The 24882-nt window shown below is 65.8% G+C and carries 25 protein-coding genes; 16 read left to right on the top strand and 9 right to left on the bottom strand.

The window, feature by feature from the left end; genetic code table 11:
* The first annotated feature begins 31 nt into the window (after positions 1-31).
* The 5 genes from LWC34_RS11030 (at position 32) to LWC34_RS11010 (ending at position 4669) form a co-directional block, all read left to right on the top strand.
* Positions 32-1336 carry an MFS transporter gene (locus LWC34_RS11030; RefSeq protein WP_233724889.1) on the top strand — a complete coding sequence of 435 codons (1305 nt, stop codon included), beginning with the start codon at positions 32-34 and terminating at the stop codon, positions 1334-1336.
* A gap of 11 nt (positions 1337-1347) precedes the next feature.
* Complete coding sequence (locus tag LWC34_RS11025; protein ID WP_233724888.1) at positions 1348-2013, top strand: response regulator transcription factor; 666 nt, start codon at positions 1348-1350, stop codon at positions 2011-2013.
* Position 2014: 1 nt separating this feature from the next.
* Positions 2015-3370 carry a sensor histidine kinase gene (locus LWC34_RS11020; RefSeq protein WP_233724887.1) on the top strand — a complete coding sequence of 452 codons (1356 nt, stop codon included), beginning with the start codon at positions 2015-2017 and terminating at the stop codon, positions 3368-3370.
* On the top strand, positions 3367-4305 hold the full coding sequence (locus LWC34_RS11015) for a TAXI family TRAP transporter solute-binding subunit (RefSeq protein WP_233724886.1): 939 nt from the start codon (positions 3367-3369) through the stop codon (positions 4303-4305). Before LWC34_RS11020 ends, LWC34_RS11015 begins: the two co-directional genes overlap by 4 nt.
* Positions 4306-4393: 88 nt before the next feature.
* Positions 4394-4669: a GlsB/YeaQ/YmgE family stress response membrane protein gene (locus LWC34_RS11010; protein WP_233724885.1), complete on the top strand. Its 276-nt coding sequence runs from the start codon at positions 4394-4396 to the stop codon at positions 4667-4669.
* Between the two features lie 65 nt (positions 4670-4734).
* On the opposite strand, the gene LWC34_RS11005 is transcribed toward LWC34_RS11010, so the two are convergent.
* Genes LWC34_RS11005 through LWC34_RS10990 form a run of 4 tightly spaced genes read right to left on the bottom strand, consistent with a single transcriptional unit; the run spans position 4735 to position 8353 of the window.
* Positions 4735-5331 (bottom strand): DUF5655 domain-containing protein, encoded by a 597-nt coding sequence (locus LWC34_RS11005; protein WP_233724884.1) that lies wholly within the window; start codon positions 5329-5331, stop codon positions 4735-4737.
* A gap of 27 nt (positions 5332-5358) precedes the next feature.
* Entirely contained in the window at positions 5359-6351 is a 993-nt protein-coding gene (locus LWC34_RS11000; protein WP_372496462.1) for a VWA domain-containing protein, read from the bottom strand.
* A complete protein-coding gene (locus tag LWC34_RS10995) occupies positions 6351-7235 on the bottom strand; it encodes a DUF58 domain-containing protein (RefSeq protein ID WP_235729267.1) in 885 nt (294 codons plus the stop codon). The genes LWC34_RS11000 and LWC34_RS10995 overlap by 1 nt, the downstream gene beginning before the upstream one ends.
* Before the next feature lie 59 nt (positions 7236-7294).
* Complete coding sequence (locus LWC34_RS10990; protein ID WP_233724882.1) at positions 7295-8353, bottom strand: AAA family ATPase; 1059 nt, start codon at positions 8351-8353, stop codon at positions 7295-7297.
* A gap of 309 nt (positions 8354-8662) precedes the next feature.
* Between LWC34_RS10990 and LWC34_RS10985 the strand changes: the two genes are divergently transcribed.
* The 3 genes from LWC34_RS10985 (at position 8663) to LWC34_RS10975 (ending at position 11030) form a co-directional block, all read left to right on the top strand.
* A complete protein-coding gene (locus tag LWC34_RS10985; protein WP_233724881.1) occupies positions 8663-8878 on the top strand; it encodes a hypothetical protein in 216 nt (71 codons plus the stop codon).
* Between the two features lie 254 nt (positions 8879-9132).
* Positions 9133-10554 carry a hypothetical protein gene (locus LWC34_RS10980; RefSeq protein ID WP_233724880.1) on the top strand — a complete coding sequence of 474 codons (1422 nt, stop codon included), beginning with the start codon at positions 9133-9135 and terminating at the stop codon, positions 10552-10554.
* Entirely contained in the window at positions 10551-11030 is a 480-nt protein-coding gene (locus LWC34_RS10975) for a hypothetical protein (RefSeq protein ID WP_233724879.1), read from the top strand. Before LWC34_RS10980 ends, LWC34_RS10975 begins: the two co-directional genes overlap by 4 nt.
* Here LWC34_RS10975 and LWC34_RS10970 read toward each other — a convergent pair.
* On the bottom strand, positions 11011-11805 hold the full coding sequence (locus LWC34_RS10970) for a hypothetical protein (protein WP_233724878.1): 795 nt from the start codon (positions 11803-11805) through the stop codon (positions 11011-11013). The two genes, LWC34_RS10975 and LWC34_RS10970, sit on opposite strands and share 20 nt — an antisense overlap.
* Positions 11806-11943: 138 nt before the next feature.
* Here LWC34_RS10970 and LWC34_RS10965 point away from each other — a divergent pair, with 138 nt between their 5' ends.
* Positions 11944-12384: a hypothetical protein gene (locus LWC34_RS10965; RefSeq protein ID WP_233724877.1), complete on the top strand. Its 441-nt coding sequence runs from the start codon at positions 11944-11946 to the stop codon at positions 12382-12384.
* Here LWC34_RS10965 and LWC34_RS10960 read toward each other — a convergent pair.
* Complete coding sequence (locus LWC34_RS10960) at positions 12374-13297, bottom strand: helix-turn-helix domain-containing protein (RefSeq protein WP_233724876.1); 924 nt, start codon at positions 13295-13297, stop codon at positions 12374-12376. The two genes, LWC34_RS10965 and LWC34_RS10960, sit on opposite strands and share 11 nt — an antisense overlap.
* A 78-nt stretch (positions 13298-13375) precedes the next feature.
* Positions 13376-14653, bottom strand: coding sequence for an NlpC/P60 family protein (locus tag LWC34_RS10955; protein ID WP_233726408.1), 1278 nt, complete (start codon positions 14651-14653; stop codon positions 13376-13378).
* A gap of 195 nt (positions 14654-14848) precedes the next feature.
* Here LWC34_RS10955 and LWC34_RS10950 point away from each other — a divergent pair, with 195 nt between their 5' ends.
* From LWC34_RS10950 to LWC34_RS10940, 3 genes are all read left to right on the top strand, one after another.
* Positions 14849-15301 (top strand): hypothetical protein, encoded by a 453-nt coding sequence (locus LWC34_RS10950; RefSeq protein WP_233724875.1) that lies wholly within the window; start codon positions 14849-14851, stop codon positions 15299-15301.
* Between the two features lie 17 nt (positions 15302-15318).
* The gene (locus LWC34_RS10945) at positions 15319-16986 is read left to right on the top strand and encodes a flagellar basal body protein FliL (RefSeq protein WP_233724874.1); all 1668 of its coding nucleotides are present in this window, start codon (positions 15319-15321) and stop codon (positions 16984-16986) included.
* A gap of 74 nt (positions 16987-17060) precedes the next feature.
* Entirely contained in the window at positions 17061-17564 is a 504-nt protein-coding gene (locus tag LWC34_RS10940) for an LLM class flavin-dependent oxidoreductase (RefSeq protein ID WP_233724873.1), read from the top strand.
* 8 nt (positions 17565-17572) lie between these two features.
* Here LWC34_RS10940 and LWC34_RS10935 read toward each other — a convergent pair whose 3' ends face one another.
* Complete coding sequence (locus LWC34_RS10935; RefSeq protein WP_233723845.1) at positions 17573-18841, bottom strand: IS110 family RNA-guided transposase; 1269 nt, start codon at positions 18839-18841, stop codon at positions 17573-17575.
* A gap of 221 nt (positions 18842-19062) precedes the next feature.
* On the opposite strand from LWC34_RS10935, the gene LWC34_RS10930 reads away from it, so the two are divergent.
* Both LWC34_RS10930 and LWC34_RS10925 read left to right on the top strand, forming a co-directional pair.
* A complete protein-coding gene (locus LWC34_RS10930; protein WP_233724872.1) occupies positions 19063-19458 on the top strand; it encodes an LLM class oxidoreductase in 396 nt (131 codons plus the stop codon).
* A gap of 724 nt (positions 19459-20182) precedes the next feature.
* Positions 20183-22999 (top strand): aconitate hydratase, encoded by a 2817-nt coding sequence (locus tag LWC34_RS10925; RefSeq protein WP_233724871.1) that lies wholly within the window; start codon positions 20183-20185, stop codon positions 22997-22999.
* 142 nt (positions 23000-23141) lie between these two features.
* Here LWC34_RS10925 and LWC34_RS10920 read toward each other — a convergent pair whose 3' ends face one another.
* Complete coding sequence (locus LWC34_RS10920; protein ID WP_233724870.1) at positions 23142-23762, bottom strand: O-methyltransferase; 621 nt, start codon at positions 23760-23762, stop codon at positions 23142-23144.
* A gap of 49 nt (positions 23763-23811) precedes the next feature.
* Here LWC34_RS10920 and LWC34_RS10915 point away from each other — a divergent pair, with 49 nt between their 5' ends.
* Both LWC34_RS10915 and LWC34_RS10910 read left to right on the top strand, forming a co-directional pair.
* Positions 23812-24402 (top strand): TetR/AcrR family transcriptional regulator, encoded by a 591-nt coding sequence (locus LWC34_RS10915; RefSeq protein WP_233724869.1) that lies wholly within the window; start codon positions 23812-23814, stop codon positions 24400-24402.
* Positions 24399-24860, top strand: a complete 462-nt coding sequence (locus tag LWC34_RS10910; RefSeq protein ID WP_233724868.1) for a hypothetical protein — start codon at positions 24399-24401, stop codon at positions 24858-24860. The genes LWC34_RS10915 and LWC34_RS10910 overlap by 4 nt, the downstream gene beginning before the upstream one ends.
* Positions 24861-24882 lie beyond the last annotated feature (22 nt).

The raw sequence follows: 24882 nt of genomic DNA, 5'->3' as shown, positions 1-24882 counted from the left end.
GTGAGGCGGGTCACGTGACGAGGAGGTCCGGATGGCGACTGCCAGCCAGCAAGCGAAACCGGTCAATGAACGCCGGGTCATCGGAAATGTTGTCCGAGGGTCCATCGGCAATCTCATTGAGTGGTACGACTGGTACGCCTACACCGCGTTCAGCATCTACTTCGCCAGCGCGTTCTTCCCGTCAGGTGACCAGACCGCGCAGCTGCTGAACACCGCGGGCATCTTCGCGGTCGGCTTCCTGATGCGGCCCATCGGAGGCTACCTGCTCGGGCGGTTCGCCGACCAGTTCGGGCGACGCAACGCGCTCACGCTCAGCGTGGTGATGATGGCGCTGGGGTCGTTGCTGATCACGGTTACGCCCGGATACAGCTCGATCGGTGTGGCCGCGCCGGTCATTCTGCTGATCGCCCGGTTGCTGCAAGGACTTTCGGTCGGCGGTGAGTACGCCACTTCGGCGACGTATCTGTCCGAAGTGGCCACTCCGCGCAAGCGTGGCTTCTACTCGAGCTTCCAGTACGTCACGCTGATTTCGGGCCAGCTCGTCGCGCTCGGCCTGCAGATCGTGCTGCAGCAGGTGCTCACCGAAGACCAGCTGACCTCGTGGGGCTGGCGGATCGCGTTCGCCGTCGGCGCGGTCGGCGCGATCGTGGTGATGTGGCTGCGCCGCGGGATGGACGAATCCGAGAGCTACCAGCAGGAGAAGACCAAGTCCCGCGAACGCGGCACGATCCGCGTCCTGCTGCAATATCCCAGGGAATGCCTGATCGTCGTCGGCCTCACCCTCGGCGGCACGGTCGCGTTCTACACATACAGCACATATCTGAAGAACTTCATGGTGAACACGAGCCACATCGACAAGGGCACGGTCACCTGGATCAACTTCATCGCGCTGTTCATTTTCATGGGTATCCAGCCACTCGCCGGGCGGTTGTCCGACCGGATCGGGCGACGGCCGCTGCTGTTGTTCTTCGGCATCGGCGGCGTGGTCGCGACGGTGCCGCTGTTGTCCATTCTGTCCGGCACAAAGAACCCGATCGTGGCATTTCTGCTGATGATGGTGGGCTTGTCGATCGTCACCGGGTACACATCGATCAACGCGATCGTGAAAGCAGAACTGTTCCCGACCAAGATCAGGGCGCTGGGCGTTGGCCTGCCGTACGCGCTGACCGTTGCGATCTTCGGCGGCACCGCCGAATCCATCGGACTGGCGTTGAAGAAAGCGGGGCACGAATCGGTGTTCTACTGGTACGTCTCGGCGTGCGTGCTGATTTCGCTGATCGTGTACTGGACAATGCGGGAGACCTCCAAGTCGTCCGAGTTGGAGAAGACCACGTAAGGACGAATGCCGTGCGGGTGTTGCTCGTCGAAGATGACGACGGTGTCGGCGACGCGCTGGCCGAAGCGCTAGCGGCCCGTGGGCACCTACCGACAAGGGTCCGCCGCGGCGCCGACGCGCTCACCCGCCACCACGAAGCAGACCTGGTCCTGCTCGACCTAGGCCTGCCAGACACCGACGGGCTGGAGGTACTGCGCATGCTCCGCAAAGTCGCGGACGTGCCAGTCCTCGTCCTCACCGCCCGCGGAGACGAACGCTCAGTCGTACGCGGCTTACGGCTAGGCGCAGATGACTACGTGGTCAAACCCGTACGGCTGGCCGAGTTGCTCGCGCGCATGGACACCATCACCCAGCGAGCGGCAGTACGGTCTTCTCTGACTGCGTTGACGCACGTGGTCCAGGTGTCCGATGTGGAGATCGACATGGCCGCCCGCCGAGTCCGTGCCGGTGGCGACGAGATCTCCCTGACCACCAAGGAATTCGAGCTGCTCGCGGTGCTCGCCCGCAGGCTGGGCACCGCGGTCAGCCGCCAGCAACTGATGGACGAGGTCTGGGGCGACGCGTACCTGGCGATCTCGCGGTCGTTGGACGTGCACATGACCCAGCTACGCGGGAAGCTGAAGCGGCCAGGACTACTCACCACGATCAGAGGCTTCGGATACCGGCTCGGTGAATGACATGCGGACACGCCTGCTCGTGGTGCTGCTCCTGTTGTCCGCGGCTGCGGTCGCGGGCTTCGCATGGCCACTGTTGGGCAGCACGGCCGCGTCGCGCACGCAGGAACTGTTGATCTCACGGACCGCGGAGCTTGACCGGTTTGCCGTGTTGGCACAGCAGGCCGATGACACGGGTGATACGAACCAACTGGCCAACGAAATCCGCGCGTACACCGATCTCTACGGCGAACCCGTGCTCGTGGTCGACGCGCGCAAACGGCAAGTTGTGGCGACAGGCGGTCTGCGCGCGGAGGACGTCCTGCCGTTGATCGACGGCGCTCTACGCAACCAACCCGGGCCCTCTCCCCTACAACTCCGCCCTTGGTCGTCGGACGCGCTTGTTCTGGCCCGCCCGGTTGGCGCCGGTACGCGGGTTGCGGGCGCGGTCGTGATGCGCGCGTCGGTGACAGCGGCCGCGTCGGATGTCGCACACGACTGGCTGCTCATTGTCGTAGGCGCGTTTGCGGCCGCGTTGTTGTTCGTACTGCTGGCGTTGGTTGTATCGCGGTGGGTGCTACGGCCGTTGGCACAGTTGGAACGAGGCGTACTCTCGTTGGCCGCGGGTGAACAACGCACACACGTGCCCGCCAGCGCCGGGCCGCGTGAGTTGCGAGCGTTGGGATCGTCGTTCAACAAGATGTCCGACGCGGTTGCCGAAGCAGCCGACCAGCAACGCAGACTCGTTGCGGACGCGTCACACCAGATGCGCAACCCGATGGCCGCGCTCCGACTGCGCGTAGATTCCCTTGCCGGACAAGTAAAACCAGATGGTTTGCGAACCTATAACGGGTGCGTGGCCGAGGTCGAACGGATGGAGTCGTTGCTCGACGGCCTGCTCGCGCTAGCAACTGCGGAGAATGTCGACCCGCAGACCTCAGAGGACACGTGCGACGCCGCGACAGTGCTCGTGGAACGGTACGACGCATGGCACGCAGCTGCGGACCATGCTTCGGTGGACCTTGAATTGTCTACTGTGGAGCATTTCATCGTGGCCACGCCGGACGCAGAGCTCGGCCAAGTCCTGGATGTACTGCTGGACAACGCTGTCAAGTACGCAGGCGCCGGCTCCAGGATCGGCCTCAGCTGTACGGACGGCACGATCACGGTGTCCGACAACGGCCCCGGCCTACCCCCAGAGGACCTCACGAAGGCTACGCAAAGGTTCTGGCGCTCCAGCCAAGCAAGCACCGGCGGCACCGGACTGGGCTTGGCCATCGCCGAACGCCTGGTCACCGCCCGCGAAGGCAAGATGTCGCTGGAAGCAACGAAACCCCATGGGCTGACAGTCAGAGTCACGCTGCCAGTGGAGTCGCCATGACCATCACCCGGCGGTCACTGTTGCTCGCCAGCCTTGCCACCCTGACTGGCTGCAGCACCGGCTACTCCGGTCCACAGCGGACCCTGACCATCGCGGCAGGCGAAGAAGGCGGCTTCTACCTGGCCTTCGCCAAACTCCTTGCCGCACAGATCACCGAAGCCGAGCCACAGCTGCAATGTACAGCCCTGACCACCCAAGCCAGCCAGGCCAATGTGGACATGCTCCAAGCCAACCACGCCGACCTTGCCCTCGTTCTAGCCGACACAGCCCAAACCGCCACAGCCGGGAACCGTCCATTCACGACACAAGTCCCCCTGCGCGCCCTTGGCCGAGTCTACGAGAACTACATGCAACTCGTAGTCCGAGCAGACGGCCCGGTCCGAACCATCGCCGACCTGAACGGCCGAGCCGTATCCCTTGGCGCCGAAGGCTCTGGCGCAGCATTGTTCGGCGAGCGCCTGATCGAGGCAGCGAATGTCCGGCCGAACATCGAAAGACTGCCCCTCGCCGAAGCCATCGCCAGCCTGACCCAAGGCCGGATCGACGCCCTGCTGTGGTCCGGGGGCGTCCCCACGCCCGCACTAGCCGATCTGGACGCGCGAATCGGAATCCTGTTATTGCCGCTCGACGGGGTCGCGCCAAAGCTACGAGAAGGACACGGTCCGGTATACGAGACCGTCCTCGTACCTTCCGGTGCGTACCACCATGTGCGGGATATCCGCACGATCGGTGTGGCCAACCTATTGGTCTGCTCGCCCTCCTTGCCCGACGATGTCGCGGGCGCCGTCGTATCCGTGCTGGTCAGGAGGGCTGCTGAGCTCGTTCCCCAGCAGGCGCTCGGTACTCAGTTCCTCGACGCGCGGACGTTGATCGCCACCGCCGGTGTCCCGTTGCACCCCGGGGCCGCTGATATGTACCGCGACCTGCATGGATAACGGTTTGTCGTTTCAAGATGCCGAAGTTGGGGACCCCTGGGACCGTAGGAGGAAGTGGTTCACCACCCTGCACTCAAAGGAGTGTGCGATGACCATTGAATCGATCATCGGCGCGATCGTGATCGGCCTGATCATCGGTGCGCTGGCCAGGTTGATCATGCCTGGCAAGCAGAACATCCCGATCTGGCTGACCATTGTGGTCGGTATCATCGCCGCGTTCCTCGGCAGCCTGATCGCCGGCTGGTTCGGCGTCCGGGACACCGCGGGAATCGACTGGATCGAGCTGTTGTTCCAGCTCGGCGCCGCCATCATCCTGGTCGGCCTGGTATCGGGTGCGATGGGCAGGCGCGGCGTGAACAGATAACCACTGGTCAACCCTCGTGAGTGGTTACGCGGGTTAGAACGCGGCTAACCACTCACGAGGTTTTACTAGGTGTTTTGTTCGAAGGCCACTGCCAGCCAGTAGCAGACTTCGTCGTCCACTTCCTCCACAGAGGACAGTGGGATCCGGTGGGTCATCGAGTCGTCACGCAGCAACCGCGCCGACTGCAACCGGGCGGCGAACCGTTGGTGCCCACCGGACAAATCCACGATCCGCAGCCCGAGGTCGACGCGGTTCTTCGTGGTCGGCTTGACCATCGCGAACTTCCGCCGCTTGGTCCGCAGCGTCACGAACGTCTTGCGCGCCTGCACCTCGACCAGCCCTTGGTGTGCGATGCCGACGCCTGCCTCGATCACCTCGTTGAACACCGGCCGGAGGTGTTCCCGGTCAGCGAACTGCTCGTCGACCAGCTCTTCCGCCGTCTTGAGCAGAAACTCCGGATAGCCGAACCGTTCCATGATCAACAGCTGCTGTGCGTAGCCGTTGATGTTGCGGGTCTTGAGCCACTGCTGCAGCTCGTCGCGCGAGGTGATGCCGGTTTCCTTGATCCGGATGTTCCAGTCGTCGACACTATGGCCGGTCTGACGCTTCAGCAACTGGGCGGACCACTCGTGCATCTCCCGCCAGTCCTTCGCGTCGACCATGCCAGGCCCTCCGGACACCGCGCTCGGTTACGGCAGGCGCTGCCCGATGAACAGCGCGCTACCGGCGGCGGTTATCGCCGCGATGGTGCCCAGTATCAACCATGGCCGACTGGCATCGGCATCTTTGATCTCATATCCGATTTGTTCACCCAAAGTGTCGTACACCTTGCGCAGCTCGTCGGCGGTCGCTGCCTTGTAGAACTCCCCGCCGGACAGCTTCGCCACCTGTTCGAGCGAGTCGTCGTCGACCGGGACCGGCGTGCGCCTTCCGTCGATGTCGACGGTGCCGTCGCTCGTGCCGAACGAGATCGTCGAGACCGGGATCTTCACGTCGGCAGCCGCGCGCGCCGCGGTGAACATGCCGCGCGGGTCGTCCTGGTTGTCGGTCGGGATCGTCTGCTTGCCATCACTCATCAACACGATGCGTGCCGGTGGCGGTCCTTCCTGACCACCGACGACCTGCGAGAAGCTCTCGATCGACTGCAACGCCGAGAAGATCGCCTCGCCGGTCGCGGTCGACTGGGCCAGCCGCAACGTGTCGATCGCCTTCACCACGCCCTGGCGTGACGTCGTCGGCGACACCAGCACGGTCGCTGTCCCGGCGAACGAGATCAGGCCGAGGTTGATGCCTGGCGTCAGGCCGCTCGCGAACGACTTCGCCGCGGCTTGCGCGGCTTCCAGGCGGTTTGGTTTGACGTCCGTGGACTCCATCGACAACGACACGTCGATCACGAGCATCACGGTCGCGCGGTTACGTGGCACGCGCGCCTCTGCCGTCGGGCCAGCGAGCGCGATCGTGAACAACGTCAACGCTGCCAGCAAGAACGCGATCGGCACATGCCTGCTTTTGCGTGCCCGCTTGGGCGCGACCTTCTCCAGCAGCGCGAGGTTGGTGAACCGCATCGTGTTACGGCGCCGCCTGCGCTGCAGCAACACGTAACCAACAACCAGCCCGGCGACCGCGATCAGCAGCAAGAACCACCACGCGTCGGCGAACCTGCCGAAGCTCAAGCCAAACATCAGGCAGCACCTCCTCCGGACCAGCCACGTTTGCGGGCCACCACAAACCGCACCGTGTCCGCCACCCAGTCGGAATCCGTACGTAGAACCAAATGCCCCGCACCGGCGCGGCGAATGGCCGCCGCGACATCGGCACGGTGTTGCGCGGCCGCGGCCGCGAACTCCCGGCGCAACAGCGGCGTGGCGTGCACCTCGCGCTGGCGGCCGGTTTCCGGGTCGGACAGCACGACCGTGCCCACCTCGGGCAGGTCGATGTCGCGCGGGTCGAGGACCTCGATGGCGATCAGGTCGTGCCGGGCCGAAAGCCCACGCAACGCCCGCTGCCAGTCCACGTCCCCGAGGAAGTCGGAAATCACCACGGCCAGCCCGCGCCTGCGCGGCGGACGGCGCAGTTGCTCAATCAATGTGGCCAAGTCACCGGCCGTGCCCTCAGGCGCGCTCGGTGTCTCTGCGACCTTACGAATCAAGCCACGCGCGTACGCGAGGCCACCACGCGCGGGCACGCGAACCGTGTCCTTGCCCGTCGAGATGACCGCGCCGATGCGGTTACCGCCGCCACGGGTCAGATGCGCGACCGCGGCCGTGGCCGCGACGACGAGGTCACGCTTCTCGCACGCGGCCGTACCGAAGTCGAGGCTGGGCGAGAGGTCGATCGCGAGCCACGTTTCCAGCTCACGGTCCGCGACCGTCTCCCTGATGTGCGGCACGGTCGTACGAGCCGTGACAGCCCAGTCCATCCGGCGCACGTCGTCACCGGGCTGATAAGGCCGCGCCTCCCCCGGCTCGGTGCCCGGGCCGGGCACCAGACCAAGGTGATTGCCCTGCAAGAGGCCGTCCAACCGGCGCCGGACGTCGAGTTCGAGCAAGCGTAGCCCGGCTTCCATCCGGTCGCCGCGCAGGATCGGCGGCGTCCACGTGGGACGCTCGCTGGTTTCCTTCTCGCTCACGGCCGGGGCGCCACGCCCGCCGGTGCGTGGTGCGCCTGCGGCGGCGGGGCCTGCTGGGGCCGCGCCGACACCTGCGGCAACGGCACGGTCTGCAAGACACGCGTGATGATGTGGTCGAGCGGGACACCGTCAGCCAACGCGTCGTACGACAGCACGAGCCTGTGGCGAAGCACGTCCGGCACGACGTCCACAACATCCTGCGGCAGCACGTAGTCACGCCCACGCACCAACGCGAGCGCACGAGCGGCGGCGACAATGCCGAGGCTGGCACGCGGCGAGGCGCCGTATGCAACCCAACCGGCGACGTCCGTCAGACCGTGCTCGGCGGGAGTACGCGTCGCGAGAACAAGCCGTACGACGTAGTCAACGAGCGCGTGGTGCACGAACACCTTCGACGCCACGCCCTGCAAGCGCGTCAGCTCGGCGGGCGAGAGCACCTGATGCGGCTGGGGCGCCTCGACACCCATCCGGTAGACGATCTCGCGCTCTTCCTCGGCCGTCGGGTACTCGACGATGATCTTGAAGAGGAACCGGTCGCGCTGCGCCTCGGGCAGCGGGTACACGCCCTCGTTCTCGATCGGGTTCTGCGTGGCCAGCACCAGGAACGGGTCCGGCATCGGGAAGGTTTTGCCGCCGATGGACACGTGCCGCTCGGCCATCACCTCGAGCATCGCCGACTGCACCTTGGCCGGTGCGCGGTTGATCTCGTCGGCGAGCACGAAGTTCGCCACCACCGGGCCGAGCTCGACGTCGAAGGATTCCGAGCCCTGCCGGTAGATCCGGGTGCCGAGGATGTCCGCGGGCACCAGGTCGGGCGTGAACTGCACACGGGAGAACGACCCGCCGACAACGCGCGCGAACGTCTCGACCGCCAGCGTCTTGGCGACACCGGGCACACCTTCCAGCAGCAGGTGCCCCTTGGCCAGCAACCCGACCAGCATCCGCTCGACCAGCCGGTCCTGCCCGACGATCACCCGCTTGACCTCGAACACGGTGCGTTCGAGCAGCTGCGCGTCAGTGGCCGGGGTGCTCGTCCCAGCCTCGGGTTCCGTCACGGGCCAACCTCCAACAAGACACGGTCATCCACCGGGTCCTATCGAATCCGATCAGCGGTATGACCTCTGTGAAGACGATTTCGGCGGCACGATCGGCACTACCCGACGCCGACATCGGAGGTCTTAACCAATCACCGACTCCCGTTCAACCAAAAACGGCCTCTTCAATCACGGAGCGTTTCGATTATGTTACTCACACGTTCGAGACATCCGATGGTTGGACCGATACGAGGTGAGACACCATGCTTGCCCGCGCGCTCGCCGTGATCTTCACAGTTGTTATAGCCGGTACAACGCTCGCTGCCTCCCGTGAACGACCGTGACGACGAGCCGTTCGACTGGTTACCGCTACGGCTCGACACCGGCGATGGCCAGGCGGTCAACCAGCGGGTGAAAACGTGGCAGGACGGCTGGCTGCCGATCCTGTCCGAGACCTTCGAACGCGACGGCGTCAAGCACACGATCAGCTTCTTCTCCGCGAAGGTCGACGGCGTCACAAAGGTGCCGTACGCACAGCGCAGGTAAACCTCACCAACACGACCCGCGACGCGGCCACAGCCAAGCTCGGCGCGACCCTGATCCCCGACGGCATCGACCAGGACCAGCCTCAACCAGGCCCGTCCTGGCCCCAATCACCCGTCTGGGACGCGCGCACAGGCAGCCTCGGCGGCGACGGAAAGCTCCTGCTCACCGCAAGCGACAACCCGGCGCGTGACGGCAACCGCCTCGGCTGGTCGGTATCTCTGGCGCCCGGCGCGACCAAGTCGATCCAGTTCAAAATGCCGTACCGGGTAGCGCGATCGAGCGACCTGGCCAAGATCACGCGCGCTGACCACAACACCACCCGTGCCGCGACAGAAGCCTTCTGGCGCAAGACTTTGCGTGCCGGAACCGACATCACGCTGCCGCTGGACGGCGTCGAGAACAAGCTCATCGACACCTACAAGGCAGCGATCGTCCAGTCGCTGATCTCCACCGATCTCGTTGGCGGACACTGTTTCTGGGACCGCAACCCGACCGTCTACGACAAGTACTACCTGCGTGACGCCGCGTTCGACATCGACGGCATGCTCGGCGCCGGTTTCCCCGACCTTGCCCGGCAGTGCACGCGCGACATGCTGATGTGGCAGAACGACGCGGGCCAGTTCATCTCCAAAGAAGGCGAGATGGACGGCAACGGGCAGGCGCTCGCCATGTTCGGCAACTACCTCAAACGCACCGGCGACACGGCTCTCGCGCGGGAAGTACTGCCCGCTGTCCACAAAGCCATGGCCTGGGAATGGAATCAGCACCAGGCAGCATGGCCCGTCTCCGGCGGCCTGTTCCCAGAGTCCTCAATGGAGGACAACGAAGGCGTCGCCGGTCACGTCCTCACCTATGACCTGTGGAACATCGCCGGTGAACGCGGCGGCGCCGCCATCGCCCGCGCTGCCGGAGACACCGCCGCCGCCGATCTCTGGACCAAGCGGGCCGACGAGTACGAGGCAATCCTGCGCGCGAAGCTGAAGCCTGCCGTCGACCAGGTCGGCTGGATCACGCCGACGATCGAAGGCCTCGCCGGACGCGCGATCCGCACCGGGTGGTACGGCAAAACCTATGGCCTCGACTGGGGCAACCTCGAAGTCGTTTCCCCGACCGGCGTGTTCGATCCCGACGAGGAATGGGTGACCAAGAGCCTGGCGAGCTGGCGGGAGAAGACTTTCGAGGGCGTCTTCACGTACCCGATGAACGGGCTCGAAGGACTGCTGCACTCGTACACGCCGATGTCGATCCTCGAAACCAACATCCGACGAGGCGAGCAGGCCACTACCCTCAAAGGCCTCTACAACCTGCTGGTCCACACATCCGCGACACACTCTGCCACCGAGGGCATGAACGCCGCCCAACGCTGGGACTGGTCCGCCGACGGGCACACTCAGCCGCACAACGAGTTCGCTGGGAAGTACCTGTCGCTGCTGCGTGACATGGTGGCGTACGAAGGCCACGACGGACGGCTCTACCTGGCCAACACCTGGAACAACGACTGGGCCAAGGCGGGTCGGCGGGTCGCGTTCTCCGGCGAGACCGACTTCGGCCGCGTCTCTTTCTCGTTGACTTCTCATGGTGGCGGCGCTGCTGGGTACGTCGTGCCGCCGTCGCGGTCCTCGGTGCCGTGCCAGTTGTCGTTCGGGTGCCTGAGGGCGCGAGCGTTTCCCGGGTGAAGGTCGTCGGCTCGGGGCAAGCCTCGGTGTCCGGCTCGCAGATCGTGCTCACTGGTCTTTCGGGGCCGGTGGGGCTCGACATCACTTGGCAGGTCCCTGATTCCCAGGGGTTGTCTTACGAGCGAGCCGTCAAGGACCACCGGTTGAACTATGCCCGGATGACGTCGCCGATCAATGCCCAGATCACCGATCTCAAGGGCACTCCGACGTCGGTCTCGGCAACCGTGGTGAACTCGGGCGGTGCCGGGTACCTGCCCGCTGCGACCGTGTCGCTGTGGCTGGACGGCCAGATCGTCGCTCGTGACACCCGGTCTTTCGCCCGTGGCATCGGGTTCACGACACCGGACGGCGTGATCTCCTTCAACCGCAACGCAGGCGGCGTGATCCCGGTCGGGTTCCCGTTGTCCTGCACGCATGGGACGCACACGGCCGGGATCACCGCACCCGCGCAGACGATCAAGGTGACCTGTCCGTGAAGTGCTCGAGCGGGACTTCCCGGAGGCTGGTGGCGGCGGCGAGCAGGTCCTTCTCCGGTACGAGATCGCCGCGCCTGAACTCGACCACCTGATCACCCTTGCGCGCCAGGTAAACGAGGTACTCGCCCCGGGAGATCCGCCAAACCTCCGGGGCGAGCAGCGTGCACGGCTCGGGTTCCATCCGTCCGTCCAAGGCACAGTGGGCGGGTGGATTGAAATCGGCGGGCACCAGACGTTGGTGCGCCTGGATCTCATTGCGCGGGTCCTCATCCGCCAACCGCGGTTGCAGGCGGTAAACGAACTCCCCGGATCCCGCGCTGGCGGCGGCGACGCGATGGTCCGGCACGTCCGGCGCGAAGAGCGGATGCTCATAGCGACGGAGTTCGTCCGCCTTCCGGTCGGCGATGTGTATGTCGGTCACCAGGGTCCCGAGCGGAAAGAGCGCGGCGACAGCGGCCACGACGACCACCCGCCCCCAGATTTTCAAGGTGGGCGCGGTGACCAGCGCCGCTACGGCGTAACCGGCTGCCGCGGCAACCACTGGACTGAACTGCATCGAGAATTCCGCGGCGCCGAGAAACTGCCAGCACGCCCAGACCGCCACCGGTCCAACCAGCGCCACCTGCCAGGCCTGCACGACCTTCGCCTTCTGCAAAATCGGCCAGGCCAGGAACACACAGACCGCCAACGTCAGCGGCGCCAGGATGATGAGCCAGCCGAGCCGAGCCAAGCTGGCGACCCGGGCGCCCGGCGCGATCAGGGCAAGCACGCCCACGTACACAAGTCCGAGGCCAGCACCGACAGCGGCGGCAACCGCACACCGGCGGATGGTCTGCTCAAGCGTCACACGGGCATCTTCGCGGTAAGCGGCTGTGGGAATCTTGCGTAGGTCTACTCAGAGGAGAATTCAGCCGTGGCTGGCCCCATCGATACGCAAGCAGGCCGGGCAGAATTGCTGGCTGCGATCGCCCCCGACACCGCTGAGCGGCAGCACGCGCTGATCCGGCAGATCTTCCACGCCGAGTTCGAAGCCCGTAGCAAGGCATGGAGCGTCGACAGCGACTTCGACGGCGACTACTTCGAGAATCTGTACTGGTCCGCCTTCCTGCTCTACCTGGTCGGCGATCCGAGCGACGTGCCGATGATGTGGCGCGCCAAGCACATCGACTTCGACACGGGATGCGGGTTCGACGTGCAGAACATGCTCGGCGCTGGCGCCGCGGCCACGCTGGCCTACCTGACCGAGCATGGCCACGACGACATCGCCGAGGCACTGTCGCGGTACCCAGAACTGCATGACGACCCGCAGGACTGGGAAGAGGCTCGCCGCGAGTACTTCTGGACTACCGGCTGACAGCGCAGCGATGCGCCCGCAGAGCAGCCGCGAGCCAGTGGAACGCGGGCACACCGGGCTCGCCCGGCGAGTATCCGTTGATCAAGTTCAGCAGCTCCCAATACCGTTCAAGCTCCGGCTTGGCCACCCTTTCCACCCAGTCGAGCAGCGTCGCCACCTCGTCCCCTGGCAGGTCCCTTGGCACGATGCGGTCGAGCACCTCCCGACCTTCGCCTGATTCGGGGCCAACGCCAGCCTTGATCGCGCCGCCCGCGTGCTCGATCACGACGGGGCGAATCGTGAGCCCGAAGTCGATCCGGTAATCCCGCGCACCACTGAGGACCAGTTGCCGGATCGTGTGCTGGAAACCTTCGTCCCCGACCAGTTCGGCCAGTTCCACCCACGCGTCCACCTGCTCAGCGGTGGGATCGTCGGGCAGCTCCGGTGGCATTTCCCGCATCAGGTCGGCCACGGCCATCGCGTCCTCGTTGTCGACTCCGGCGAAGGTCTCGCGGACGAAGTCGTCGATGATCTGCTGGCGTTCCCGCGCTGACAATTGGGCCAGCTTGTGCATCAGTGCGATCTCCTTTGTGGTGCAGCCGCGGTTCACGACCGCGCGCAGTACGGCACGGCTCAGCCGCAGCGCCCGCATCTCGGCGTCGATCGCCCTGATGTGCGTTTCCGCGACATTGGCCAGCGAGGACTGCCGGTCGAGGACCTGCCGCACTTCGTCAAGGCCGAGTCCGAGCTCACGAAGCGTGCGCACCAGGTCGAGCCGCTGGATCGCCGCCGCGTCGTAGAGCCGGTACCCGCCAGCGGACCGGGCTACGGGCGGGATCACACCCTGGTCGGACCAGAAGCGGATCGTGCGCGACCGCAGCCCGGTCCGCCGGGCGAGCTGCCCGATCGTGAAGCGATCCGTGCCGTTGTTCATGCCGCCAACCTGCACCTTCCACCGAGTGGAACCTCAAGCCGAATAGCTCACGATCCCACGGCAGGTCAGCGGTGAAGGTTAGATAAGCCTGGTCACGTACGGCACGAGGCCGCCGTACCTGACTGATGTGATGCGCACGCGAGACCCTGAATACGGCGCCTCGACCATCTGCCCGTTGCCGATGTACATCGCCACGTGGTGAATCCGGCCGCCGGTCGCCCAGAACAACATGTCGCCAGGTGCCATCTGGGACAACGGCAACTGCCTGCCCGCCTTGGCCTGGTAGCCGCTGTAGTGCGGCAGTCTGATCCCCACCCCGGCGTACGCGTAGATCATCAGGCCGGAGCAGTCGAAGCCGACCTTCGCGTAGTCGCCGAACGAGTCCGCGACGCCGCCGTCACGAATGCCGCGCGTCGGGCCGTTGGCGTTGCCGCCGCCCCACGCGTACGGAACGCCCAACTGCGAGATGGCCCGTGCGATGACGAGCGCCACCCCGCCGCCGGTGATCTGCGGACGACCGGGCGCTGGGCGACTGGGCCTCCCACCGGCCCCAGGGCGCTGGGCCGCGGCGGCCGCGGCCTTGGCGCGTTCCTCGTCCTCACGCTGCTTTGCCCGCTGCCACTCTTGGTAGCGCTGCAACTGCGATTCGAGACCGCCGACTTTCGCTTGCGCGTCAGCGAGTTCCTGCTCGGTCTGCTCACGGAATGCTTCGAGCTGCGCGGCTTCGCCCGCTTGGTCACGGCGCGCCTGCTCGGCGATCGCGGTCGCTTGGTCGGCGGCTCGTTTGGCGGTTTCCGCCTCGCCTTGCTTCTCGTTAGCCAGATTCAGCGCCGCGCGTGCTCGTGAGTCCTTATTGGCCTGTTCGACTCTCGCGCGTTGCATCCGGTCGAGGGCGTCGAGCTGGCTTCCGCTCACCGCGTTGAGAAATGCCGCCCGGTCAAGCAAATCCTTCGGGCTGGACGCGCCGAAGAACGCCGTCATGGAACCGACTGTGCTGCCCTGCCGGAAACTCGCGGCGGCGAAGTCGTCGACGTCCTTACGTACCTTGTCAATCGCCGCGCTCGCCGCGTCGGCTTCCTGCTTCGCCGCGGCGGCATCGGCGCGGGCCTTGACGGCGACGTCTCTCGCGGTGTCCAGGTCGACGAGCGCCTTGTTGGCGTCTTCCATCTTGACCTCGACCGCGGCCTGCAGGTCGACCAGTTTCGACTCGGCGTCGGCGAGTTTGCTGGTCAGCTCGCCGACCTTGCCCGCCTTGGCGTCCCTGTTCGCCTTGCTGTCCTGCAGTTCCTGGTCGCTCGGCTTCGGCGGCGGTGGCGGGACGGCGAACGCCGGTGCTGGCACGGCGAACGCGAGCATCACCAGGATCGGGATGGCCGCTCGACGGACCCGCACGGCGCCTCCTTCTCACTCACCACTTTCGTCACAGCAGATACTTGCCGTAACAGTGACAACTTAGTCACCGTGCATCACAAAATCCTCTTTGGACAGCCTTGACGTGCGAATTCGACCCGAAAGGGGGATATCGCGGTGGACTTTGGCACGATTCCCCGCGTGCGGACATCACTGCCCCGGATCGGGGCGACCGTGGCAGCGACCGGCCTGACACTCATCGTGCTCGGCACGTTTCTCGCCTGGGTTCGCTCGGGCACGACGTACTACTCGAGCTACCAATCCCTCGGCATACTGCGACATCTGGGCGCGCTGGACATGGTCCCGCAACTTCGTGTCCTATTCGACATCTGGTTCGGCGTTATTCCGGCGGTGGCGATCGCGATCGCGCTGTACGCTCTCCGACTACGCCGGACGGCTGCGGTGCTGGCAGTCATTTTGGCGGCGTTGATGGGAACGATCTCGGGGGCTGCTGCCGTCCAAGGGGATGACAAGGACGGCCTGATCGGCATCGCGAGCACTGGACCAGTCGTGACACTGGTTGGGGCCGTGCTGGCGCTGCTCGGGGCGGTGATCGTGCTCGTCACGCGAAACCGGGTGAAACAGCACAATTGATCTTCTGGAGGGGACCTGTGACCTACCCGCCTTCCGGCGGCCAGTGGCAGCCGAACGATCCGAACCAGCCACCGCAGCCTGGCGGCTACCCTCAGCAGCAGGGATATCCCCAGCAGAACTACGGCCAGCCAGGCCAGCCGCAGCAAGGCTGGGGCCAACCGGACCAGCAGCAACAACAACCCGGCTATCAGCCGCAAGGCCAGCCCGGCTATCCACAGCCAGGTCAACCCGGTCAGCCACAGCAAGGCTGGGGCCAACCGGACTACCAGCAAGGTCAGCCCGGCTACCCGCAGCAGGGTCAGCCTGGTTATCCGCAGCCGGGCCAACCGGACCAGCAGCAGCCTGGCTACCCGCAGCAGGGTGGCTACCCACAGCAAGGTCAGCCGCAGCAGGGCTACCCGGGGCAACCCGGTTATCCGCAGCAAGGCTGGGACCAGCAGGGCTACGGCCAGCCTGAATACGGCATGCCACACCAGCCGCCGCAGAAAAAGAAGACCGGCATGATCGTTGGCGTTCTCGTCGCCGTCGTCGCGCTTGTCGCCGGTGGACTGGTGTACTTCCTGGCCATCCGGGAGAGCGACAGCGTCGCCGAGGGCGCGCCGACGCCCGCCGCGGCCGCGCAGAACCTGGTCGACAAGATCAACGCGGGTGACGTCGCCGGCCTGTTCACCGTGCTGCCGCCCGGCGAGGCCGCGCTGATGCGTGACGCCAACACGCAGGCGACCAACGAGCTCAAGCGGCTTGGCATCTACAAGCAGGACGCCGACCCGAACAAGATCAGCGGCCTGAAGGCGACCGGGCTGAAGTTCGACGAGGCCCGCAAGCAGAAGATCAACGAGCACCTCGAGATCAACATGCTGGTCGAGGGGCAGTTGGAGATCAACTCCGACATGCGCGACCTTCCGCTGAACGAGAAGTTCCTCGAACAGGCCTTCCCGAACGGCATCGACACGGGCGCGCGGACCCAGAAGATCGACATCGGCAAGGCCGTCAAGCAGATGGGCGAGCCGGTCCGGATCGCGACGGTCAAGGTCGACGGCGAGTGGTTCCCGAGCCTCTTCTACACGATCGCGGACTACGCACTGCTGGTCGGCAAGCAGAAGTGGCCTGCGACCGGGGTGCCTGCCAACGGCGCGAGCAGCCCGTCGGAAGCGGTGAAGCAGTTCGCCAACGCGATCGTCGACGCGAACATCCAGCGGCTGATCGAACTGACCCCGCCGGACGAGATGGGCGCGCTGCACGACGCGGGCCCGGCACTGCTCGCGGCGATCGGCACACCGGAACCGACCGGCGCGAAGATCAACAAGTTCGAGGTCGACACCAAGGACGCGACCGGCGGCACGAAGGTGACGGTCAAGGAGATCGACCTGACCGTCAGGGGCGAGCAGTACCGCATCGTCCGCCAGGGCGACTGCTACGAGACCACCGGCGAAGGCAAGACGCAGCGCGCCTGCGCGGCCGACGCGGCGACGCAGATCAGCCAGAGCGGCATGCCGCCCGCAGCGGTCACGGCCATCACGCACGTGGTCGAGAGCGTGTTCAAGGACGGCGTCGGCGTGATCGCGACCGAGGTCGACGGCAAGTGGTACGTCAGCCCAGGCCGTAGCTTCTTCGAACTGGGCCTGCAGATGCTCCGCGGCTTGCAGCCGGGAGACATCGAGGCACTGCTCAAGGGCATCAAGTGAGAATGGGGCCCCGCGTTTGCGCGGGGCCCTTCGCCTATTGACTTCAAGCAGTCTTGAGGTTCAACACTGGCGTAATGCTGGAAATCGGAGTCGTACTGCCGTCGGTGGCGGTACAGCGAGCAGAAAACCTGGACCTCGCCGCCGCGGCCCGGCACGCGGAGGACGTCGGCCTCGCGAGCGTGTGGCACGGCGACCACTTGGCCGTCGGCGCGCCAACTCTCGACTGCACCGTCGCCCTGACCGTCGCCGCGACCTCAACGCGCCGTATCAAGGTCGGCGCGAGCGTGTTCGTACCCGCGATCCGGCCACTGGCATGGGCCGCGAAGCAGATCGCCAGCCTGCAGTACGTGTCCCAAGGCCGCCTGATCCTGGGCATCGGATCAGGCGGCGGCGCAAAACAATGGGCGGCCGCAGGAGTGCCGTTCGCACAGCGAGGTCAGCGCACAGACACCGCCTTACGCCTACTTCCCCGCCTCCTCGCAGGCGAACGCGAACTCGGTGTCGAACTGATCCGAAAATCGATGGTGAGTGGGCAGGCCGAAGGCACCCGGCGTAGCGCAGCGGAGCCGGGTTGGTAGTTGGGTTGTCAGGCCGCGGGTTCGAGGGTGACGCGATAGCCCAGAGCGGCCAGTTGGCTGATGTGGTTGCGGACCTTGCGTTGAGTGTTGGTGTGCTGGACGAAGTAGTCGGCGCCGAGGTCACGGAACCGGGCGTTGGGGTCGGATAACAGGTGCCACATGATCACGAGAATGGAACGGCCGACCGCGACGATGGCCTTCTTGGCGCCACTGCGGCGAGCGATGCGCCGGTAGCGTTCGCCGAGAAAAGTGTTGGTCCTGCTGGCGGACACTGCGGCCTCGCCCAGGATTCGGGCCAGGTAAGGGTTGCCGTGCCCGGTGGCAGCTTTGCCTTTCTTCTTGCCGGCCGACTCCGACACCCCGGGAGCGAACTTGGCCCAGGAACACAGGTGGCCCGGAGTTGGGAAGCGTGCCATGTCCAGCCCGATCTCGGCGATGGCTACCTGGGCGGCGGTGCGCCCGACGCCGGTGATCTCATCAAGCTGGTCGACCGCTGTGGCGAAAGGGGCGATCAACTCCTCGATCGCGGCATCCACTCGGGCGACGTCAGCGATCCCGGCATCCACCCGGGCCAGCATGGTCGACAACAGGAACGCGTGATGATCGGTGAAAAACCCGGTGAACGCCTCTTCCAGCCTGCCGATCTTGCGCCGCATCGAGGTGCGGGCCAGCTGCGCGAGTACCTTCGGGTCCCGCTGCCCGGCGACCAGCGCGGCCAGCATGGCCCGGCCGGACACCCCGAAGATGTCCGAGACCACCACCGAGAGCTTGATCTGGGCATCTTCCAGGAGCTTTTCCACCCGCTGCTTCTCCGCGGTGCAGACCTCGACCAGGTCACGCCGATACCGGGTCAGATCCCGTAGCCGGCGGATCGGTGACGGCGGGACAAAACTGGGCCGGATCATCTGCCGTTCGGCGACCTTGCACAACCACACCGCGTCCAATCGATCCGTCTTCGGCCGGCCGGGCAGATGCTTGACATCGCGGGCGTTGACCAGCCAGGTCTCGAACCCGTGCGCCTCCAACAGGTAGAACACCGGCTTCCAATAGTCCGATGTGGACTCCATGACCACCCGGGTCACGCCCAGCCCGGCCAGCCGATCAGCCAGCACCAGCAACGACCGGGTCATCGTCGAGTACGGCCGGACCTCCTGCAGCCGCTTACCCGGACGCGCCTCATCGGGCACCCGGACACAACACATCACCTCGGCCTTACCGATATCCAACGCGGCCACCCGCGCGATGATCTCCTCGTTGTCCTGTGTCTGCTCCAACATCGGCCTCTCCCCGAGCGTCCGGCGGGGCGGCTACCCGCGGGAGCCCAGGCAACAACGAATCTGATCCGCGTGCTCGAAGCAACAATCAAGGGCCCACCAAGGGCTCCCAGCGTCCGACTAACGCACGGCCTTCACAGACCATAGAGACAACGACGTCAGCGGGCAGCCAACACCGATTTTCACCCCTCAACGGGCGTCTTCACCAGAGGACAGACTGACTAATGCCCGCAGTAACCCGGCCGCCGTTTTGGATCGGCAACGCCTCGCCAGCTGCCATCGAACGAACCGTCCGCTACGGCGACGGTTGGTTCCCTTCGCTCATCACGTCAGAGGAGGTCGCCAAAGGCGCGAAGCAACTGTCCGGCCGCACCGTCGCAATCGGCGCCACCGGACGCCTCGGCACCGACGACACCCGCACCGAGATCGCCATGAGCATCAGTCAGGCGTACGGCATGCCCATAGAACGCGCCACGACCATCCCCATCACCGGCTGCCGCGAACGCGTCGCCGAGCGTCTCGCCGCCTACGAAGCCGCAGGCGCCCAGCACATGGTCTTCGGCATCTCGGGCGGCGACTGGCTCAAACAATGCGAACTCCTAGCCGACGCCATCCCCTAGCCGTGTCCACCGTTCCAGCACACCGTGTCCACCGTTGCTGAAGTGTGTGTCCACCTTTCCGACACACCGAAATACCCACTTCGGCACCCGCGATGCCGCATTCGGCCGGAATTTCCAGGTCGACATACCAAATTCCCGCGCCATGAAATCCCGACCTCACCGCTATCGCGTCGCCCAGCGCACAGCGGCCTCCCCGCGATTTCACAGTGCCGGAATGGTCAACACGGCATGCCGCAACGGTGGACACGGTGTTCCGCAACGGTGGACACGGTGTTCCGCAACGGTGGACACGGTGTGCTGGAAAGGTGGACACGGTGTTCTGGAACGTGCGACACGGTGTGCTGGAAAGGTGGACACGGCGGTTGGGCTTTGCGAGCTGGGCGGAAGTCCGCTTCGACGCCTACGTGCAGCTCTCCCCCGCCAGGGACCGCGAACCAGCATCCGCCGCGCGCCGCGAGCAGCGGAGGCTTCTCCAGTCCGGTCCAGCCGAGCACGCCGTGATAGAACGCCTGGAGTCGATCTTCACTCCCTGCCGGACACGCCACCTGGACATGGTGAATCATGTCTCTCCACCCCGCCTTGCCGTCGAATACAGGACAAGCGTACTGTTAAGCGCAAGGATGGGCCCGGGGTCTGCGAGTCCAGCTGGGATGCGCGAGACTCGGCCTAACCCGAACTGACTTTTGCTGCCACCCGCACACCGGCGCGCGAGATGGAGTTGGACGTGACTGCACCTACGAGCAAGGACAGCTTCGGTGCCCGCGGCACGTTGACGGTCGGTGACGCCTCTTACGAGGTGTTCCGGCTGAACGCGGTCGACGGCGCCGAGCGCCTGCCGTACAGCTTGAAAATCCTGCTGGAAAACCTGCTGAGGACCGAGGACGGCGCGAACATCACCGCTGACCACGTCCGTGCCCTCGCTGGATGGGACCCGAGCGCCGAGCCCGCCACCGAGATCCAGTTCACCCCTGCCCGCGTGGTCATGCAGGACTTCACCGGCGTGCCCTGCATCGTCGACCTGGCGACCATGCGCGAGGCGGTGACCCAGCTCGGCGGCGACCCGGACAAGGTCAACCCGCTGGCCCCGGCCGAGCTGGTGATCGACCACTCGGTGATCGCCGACATCTTCGGCCGCCCCGACGCGTTCGAGAAGAACGTCGACCTCGAGTACGAGCGCAACAAGGAGCGTTACCAGTTCCTGCGCTGGGGTCAGACCGCGTTCTCCGAGTTCAAGGTCGTCCCGCCGGGCACCGGCATCGTGCACCAGGTCAACATCGAGCACCTGGCGCGCGTCGTGATGACCCGCGGCGGCCAGGCCTACCCGGACACGCTGGTCGGCACCGACAGCCACACCACGATGGTCAACGGCATCGGCGTGCTCGGCTGGGGCGTCGGCGGCATCGAGGCCGAGGCGGCCATGCTCGGCCAGCCCGTGTCGATGCTGATCCCGCGCGTCGTCGGCTTCAAGCTGCACGGTGAGCTGCCCGCCGGCGCCACCGCGACCGACCTGGTGCTGACCATCACCGAGATGCTGCGCAAGCACGGTGTGGTCGGCAAGTTCGTCGAGTTCTACGGCACCGGCGTCGGCGCTGTGCCGCTGGCCAACCGTGCCACGATCGGCAACATGAGCCCGGAGTTCGGCTCGACCTGCGCGATCTTCCCGATCGACGCGGAGACCGTCGACTACCTGCGGCTGACCGGCCGGTCCGAGCAGCAGCTCGCGCTGGTCGAGGCGTACGCCAAAGAGCAGGGCATGTGGCACGACCCGTCGGTCGAGGCCAACTACTCCGAGACGCTCGAGCTCGATCTGTCCACTGTGGTCCCGTCGATCGCCGGCCCGAAGCGCCCGCAGGACCGGATCGTGCTGGCCGAGGCGAAGCCCGCTTTCCGTGGCGCGCTTGGCAACTACGTCTCGCACACCGAGGAGACCTCAAGCTCCACTGTGGACGAGGCGATCGACGAGACCTTCCCGGCCAGCGACCCGATCGCGGTGCACGAAGGCGAGAACGGCGACGGCAAGCCGCGCGTCGCGCACTCCGCCGCTGAGGGCAGCGAGGGCCGTCCGTCGACGCCGACCACGGTCACCGTGGACGGCAACACCTTCGAGCTCGACCACGGCGCCGTCGCGATCGCCGCGATCACGTCCTGCACCAACACCTCGAACCCGTCGGTCATGATCGGCGCCGCGCTGCTGGCGAAGAAGGCCGTCGAGAAGGGCCTCGAGCGCAAGCCGTGGGTGAAGACGACTCTGGCGCCGGGCTCGAAGGTGGTCATGGACTACTACGAGCGCGCGGGTCTGCTGCCGTACCTGGAGAAGCTGGGCTTCCACCTGGTCGGTTACGGCTGCACCACGTGCATCGGCAACTCCGGCCCGCTGCAGGAGGAAATCTCCCAGGCGGCGCAGGACGCCGACCTCGCGCTGGTGTCGGTGCTGTCCGGAAACCGGAACTTCGAGGGCCGGATCAACCCGGACATCAAGATGAACTACCTGGCCAGCCCGCCGCTGGTGGTCGCGTACGCACTGGCCGGGTCGATGGACCTGGACATCGTGAACGAGCCGATCGGCACCGGCTCGGACGGCAAGCCGGTGTACCTCGCGGACATCTGGCCGTCGCCGCAGGAGGTCCAGGACGTGGTCGCGTCCTCGATCTCATCGGAGATGTTCACCAACGACTACGCCGACGTGTTCGCGGGCGACGAGCGCTGGCGTTCGCTGCCGACGCCGACCGGCAACACCTTCGAGTGGGCCGAGGACTCGACGTACGTGCGCAAGCCTCCGTACTTCGAGGGCATGAAGAACGACCCGTCGCCGGTCACCGACATCGACGGCGCGCGCGTGCTCGCGTTGCTGGGTGACTCGGTCACCACCGACCACATCTCGCCTGCCGGTGCGATCAAGACGGACTCGCCTGCGGGCAAGTACCTCACCGAGCACGGCGTGGAGCGTAAGGACTTCAACTCCTACGGTTCCCGTCGCGGCAACCACGAGGTGATGATCCGCGGCACCTTCGCGAACATCCGGCTGCGCAACCTGCTGCTGGACGACGTGCAGGGCGGCTTCACCCGCAACTTCCTCGCCGACGGCGCCCCGCAGACCACGATCTACGACGCGTCGGTCGCGTACGCCGAAGCTGGCGTGCCGCTGGTTGTGTTGGCGGGCAAGGAATACGGCTCGGGTTCGTCGCGTGACTGGGCTGCGAAGGGTACGTCGCTGCTTGGTGTGCGCGCGGTCATCGCGGAGTCGTTCGAGCGCATCCACCGGTCGAACCTGATCGGTATGGGCGTGCTGCCGCTGCAGTTCCCGGATGGCGAGTCGGTGTCGTCGCTGGGCCTTGACGGCACGGAGACGTTCGACTTCAGCGGCGTCACCAAGCTGAACGACGGCGAAACCCCGCGCACGGTGAAGGTCACAGCAACCAAGGCGGACGGCTCGAAGGTCGAGTTCGACGCGGTCGTGCGCATCGACACGCCGGGCGAGGCGGACTACTACCGCAACGGCGGCATCATGCAGTACGTGCTGCGCAAGATGGTCCGTTCCTGATTGTTCTGCGCTAACACCGCCGGGGCGCTTGGTCGGCCCGGCGGTGTTTGGCATTCAGCGGCCGGTTGTTGCGCTCGCCTTGCGCCCCTCGCGGAGACTTGGTGCGCACCGTCGAGTCCCCGCTCGGCGGTGCCCAGTTTGATCAGACGCCGGTGTAGCAGCTGATTTCCATCCCGTCCTCGACCGGGAATTCCACGCTGACATAGCCATTGGCCGGGTCACGGACATAGTCGAGATAGGTGGCCATCGTCGCAAAGCTCACGTCGTCGCCGACCACGAGCGCGCCTGGCGAGAGTTTGGGCTCAAGCAGCTTCAGGACAGGCAGGCAGAGGTCCTTCCATCCGTCCAGCAGCACAACACCAATCGGCCCGGCGATCCCGGCGAGTGATTCGCGTGCGTCTCCCGGCAGGATCGTGACGTGGTCAGCCAGCCCGGCCTCGTTGAGATTCGCTTGGGCGGCGGCGAGCTTCGAGGCATTCATCTCGCTGCCGTACACGTGCCCAGTGCCGTTGTCGGCGACCGCGGCAGCCAGGTAAATGGTGGATATCCCGAATGAAGTCCCAAATTCCACAACGGTTTCCGGCCGCGCGGCGCGTATCAGCGAATACAGCAGCTTGCCACCATCAGCCGAGATGGGCATGTAGATATCCGCGAGCGCGTCGGCGTGCCCCTGCGGATCGGCGGGGTACGACTGCGGCCACGCATCTTTGGTGGCGGCCGCGAAGAGCCGATCGAGTATCGGTTGAACCTTCGCCAGAGTCATTTGGCCAGCCTAGACGCAACGTCTCGTCTAGGCTAGTAGTGTTGCGCGTGTGACGAACACGCGGCACCACGGCAACCGCCATGGCCGAAGCGAACAAGCCCGCCAGGCCGTACTGGAAGCCGCGGACGACATCCTGGTGGAGCGCGGCTTCGCCGGGGTGACAGTCGAAGGCATCGCCGCGCGGGCAGGCGTGGCGAAGCAGACGATCTACCGCTGGTGGCCATCGAAGATCGACATCCTGCTCGACGCCTTCGTAGCCGACATGAACGAAGAACTGACCCCACCCGACCTCGGCTCACTCACCGACGACCTAGCCGCTTACCTGCCGATGCTCGCCACCTTCCTCACCGAGACCGACCAAGGCGCCGTCTTGCGCGCGCTGGCTGGCCAAGCCCAGCACGATCCAGCAATGGCCACGCGATTCCGCGACGAGTGCGTACTTCCCTTGCGCGCCAGGGACCGCAGCTTGCTCGAACGTGCCATCGCCCGCAGCGAACTGCCCGCCGAGCTTGACCTCGACTCAGCGATCGACCAGCTCGTCGGCCCGATTTACTACCGCGTGCTGGTCACCGGCGAACCCATCACGCGCGAGTTCACCGACAGCCTCATCCGAGACTTCCTCGCCATGATGCGCCGATGAGCGCCAACATCCTGTCGGTGATCCCCACCGAACCACGGTGGCAGCCGGACAAGCCCGCGGCTGAACGCGCCATCGCGCTCGCTGAGCGATTCTTCGCGGACGATGACAGGGCCGAGATCGAGGCGTGCTGGTACTCGCCGATCATGGCCATCACCTCTGGTGAGAACCTCGTTCGCATCACCTGCCCTTCCTGTGATGGCGACATCGACTTCTGGTGGTACAACGATCTGCTCGAACGCAAGCACGCAGGGTTCGACACGCTGGCCGTGACCGTGCCTTGCTGCGGCATGGCGACAACGTTGGACGCCCTGCACTACGACTGGCCTTGTGGCTACGCCCGGTTCCAGATCGAGTGCATGATCGGCGGGTCCGAACGCGAGGAGTTCACCACAGAGGAAATGGCCGAGTTCGCCGCTGCTCTCGGCCACCCGGTCCGCCAGATCCGCGCGCACATCTGACCGCCGAAGCCCGGCGGTACGC

The sequence above is a fragment of the Kibdelosporangium philippinense genome, from assembly GCF_021390435.2.
Taxonomy (GTDB): domain Bacteria; phylum Actinomycetota; class Actinomycetes; order Mycobacteriales; family Pseudonocardiaceae; genus Kibdelosporangium; species Kibdelosporangium philippinense.
This window is presented reverse-complemented; position numbering and strand designations above follow the sequence as displayed.

What these genes read in the sequence shown, in the direction of transcription:
- LWC34_RS10935 (WP_233723845.1), bottom strand. Translation starts at nt 18,841, where the DNA reads ATGTTGGAGCAGACACAGGACAACGAGGAGATCATCGCGCGGGTGGCC.
- LWC34_RS10960 (WP_233724876.1), bottom strand. Translation starts at nt 13,297, where the DNA reads ATGAACAACGGCACGGATCGCTTCACGATCGGGCAGCTCGCCCGGCGG.
- LWC34_RS10955 (WP_233726408.1), bottom strand. Translation starts at nt 14,653, where the DNA reads ATGCTCGCGTTCGCCGTGCCAGCACCGGCGTTCGCCGTCCCGCCACCG.
- LWC34_RS10940 (WP_233724873.1), top strand. Translation starts at nt 17,061, where the DNA reads ATGCTGGAAATCGGAGTCGTACTGCCGTCGGTGGCGGTACAGCGAGCA.
- LWC34_RS11000 (WP_372496462.1), bottom strand. Translation starts at nt 6,351, where the DNA reads ATGTTTGGCTTGAGCTTCGGCAGGTTCGCCGACGCGTGGTGGTTCTTG.
- LWC34_RS10930 (WP_233724872.1), top strand. Translation starts at nt 19,063, where the DNA reads ATGCCCGCAGTAACCCGGCCGCCGTTTTGGATCGGCAACGCCTCGCCA.
- LWC34_RS10980 (WP_233724880.1), top strand. Translation starts at nt 9,133, where the DNA reads ATGCCGTACCGGGTAGCGCGATCGAGCGACCTGGCCAAGATCACGCGC.
- LWC34_RS10920 (WP_233724870.1), bottom strand. Translation starts at nt 23,762, where the DNA reads ATGACTCTGGCGAAGGTTCAACCGATACTCGATCGGCTCTTCGCGGCC.
- LWC34_RS11020 (WP_233724887.1), top strand. Translation starts at nt 2,015, where the DNA reads ATGCGGACACGCCTGCTCGTGGTGCTGCTCCTGTTGTCCGCGGCTGCG.
- LWC34_RS10910 (WP_233724868.1), top strand. Translation starts at nt 24,399, where the DNA reads ATGAGCGCCAACATCCTGTCGGTGATCCCCACCGAACCACGGTGGCAG.
- LWC34_RS11010 (WP_233724885.1), top strand. Translation starts at nt 4,394, where the DNA reads ATGACCATTGAATCGATCATCGGCGCGATCGTGATCGGCCTGATCATC.
- LWC34_RS11015 (WP_233724886.1), top strand. Translation starts at nt 3,367, where the DNA reads ATGACCATCACCCGGCGGTCACTGTTGCTCGCCAGCCTTGCCACCCTG.
- LWC34_RS11030 (WP_233724889.1), top strand. Translation starts at nt 32, where the DNA reads ATGGCGACTGCCAGCCAGCAAGCGAAACCGGTCAATGAACGCCGGGTC.
- LWC34_RS11005 (WP_233724884.1), bottom strand. Translation starts at nt 5,331, where the DNA reads ATGGTCGACGCGAAGGACTGGCGGGAGATGCACGAGTGGTCCGCCCAG.
- LWC34_RS10995 (WP_235729267.1), bottom strand. Translation starts at nt 7,235, where the DNA reads ATGGAAGCCGGGCTACGCTTGCTCGAACTCGACGTCCGGCGCCGGTTG.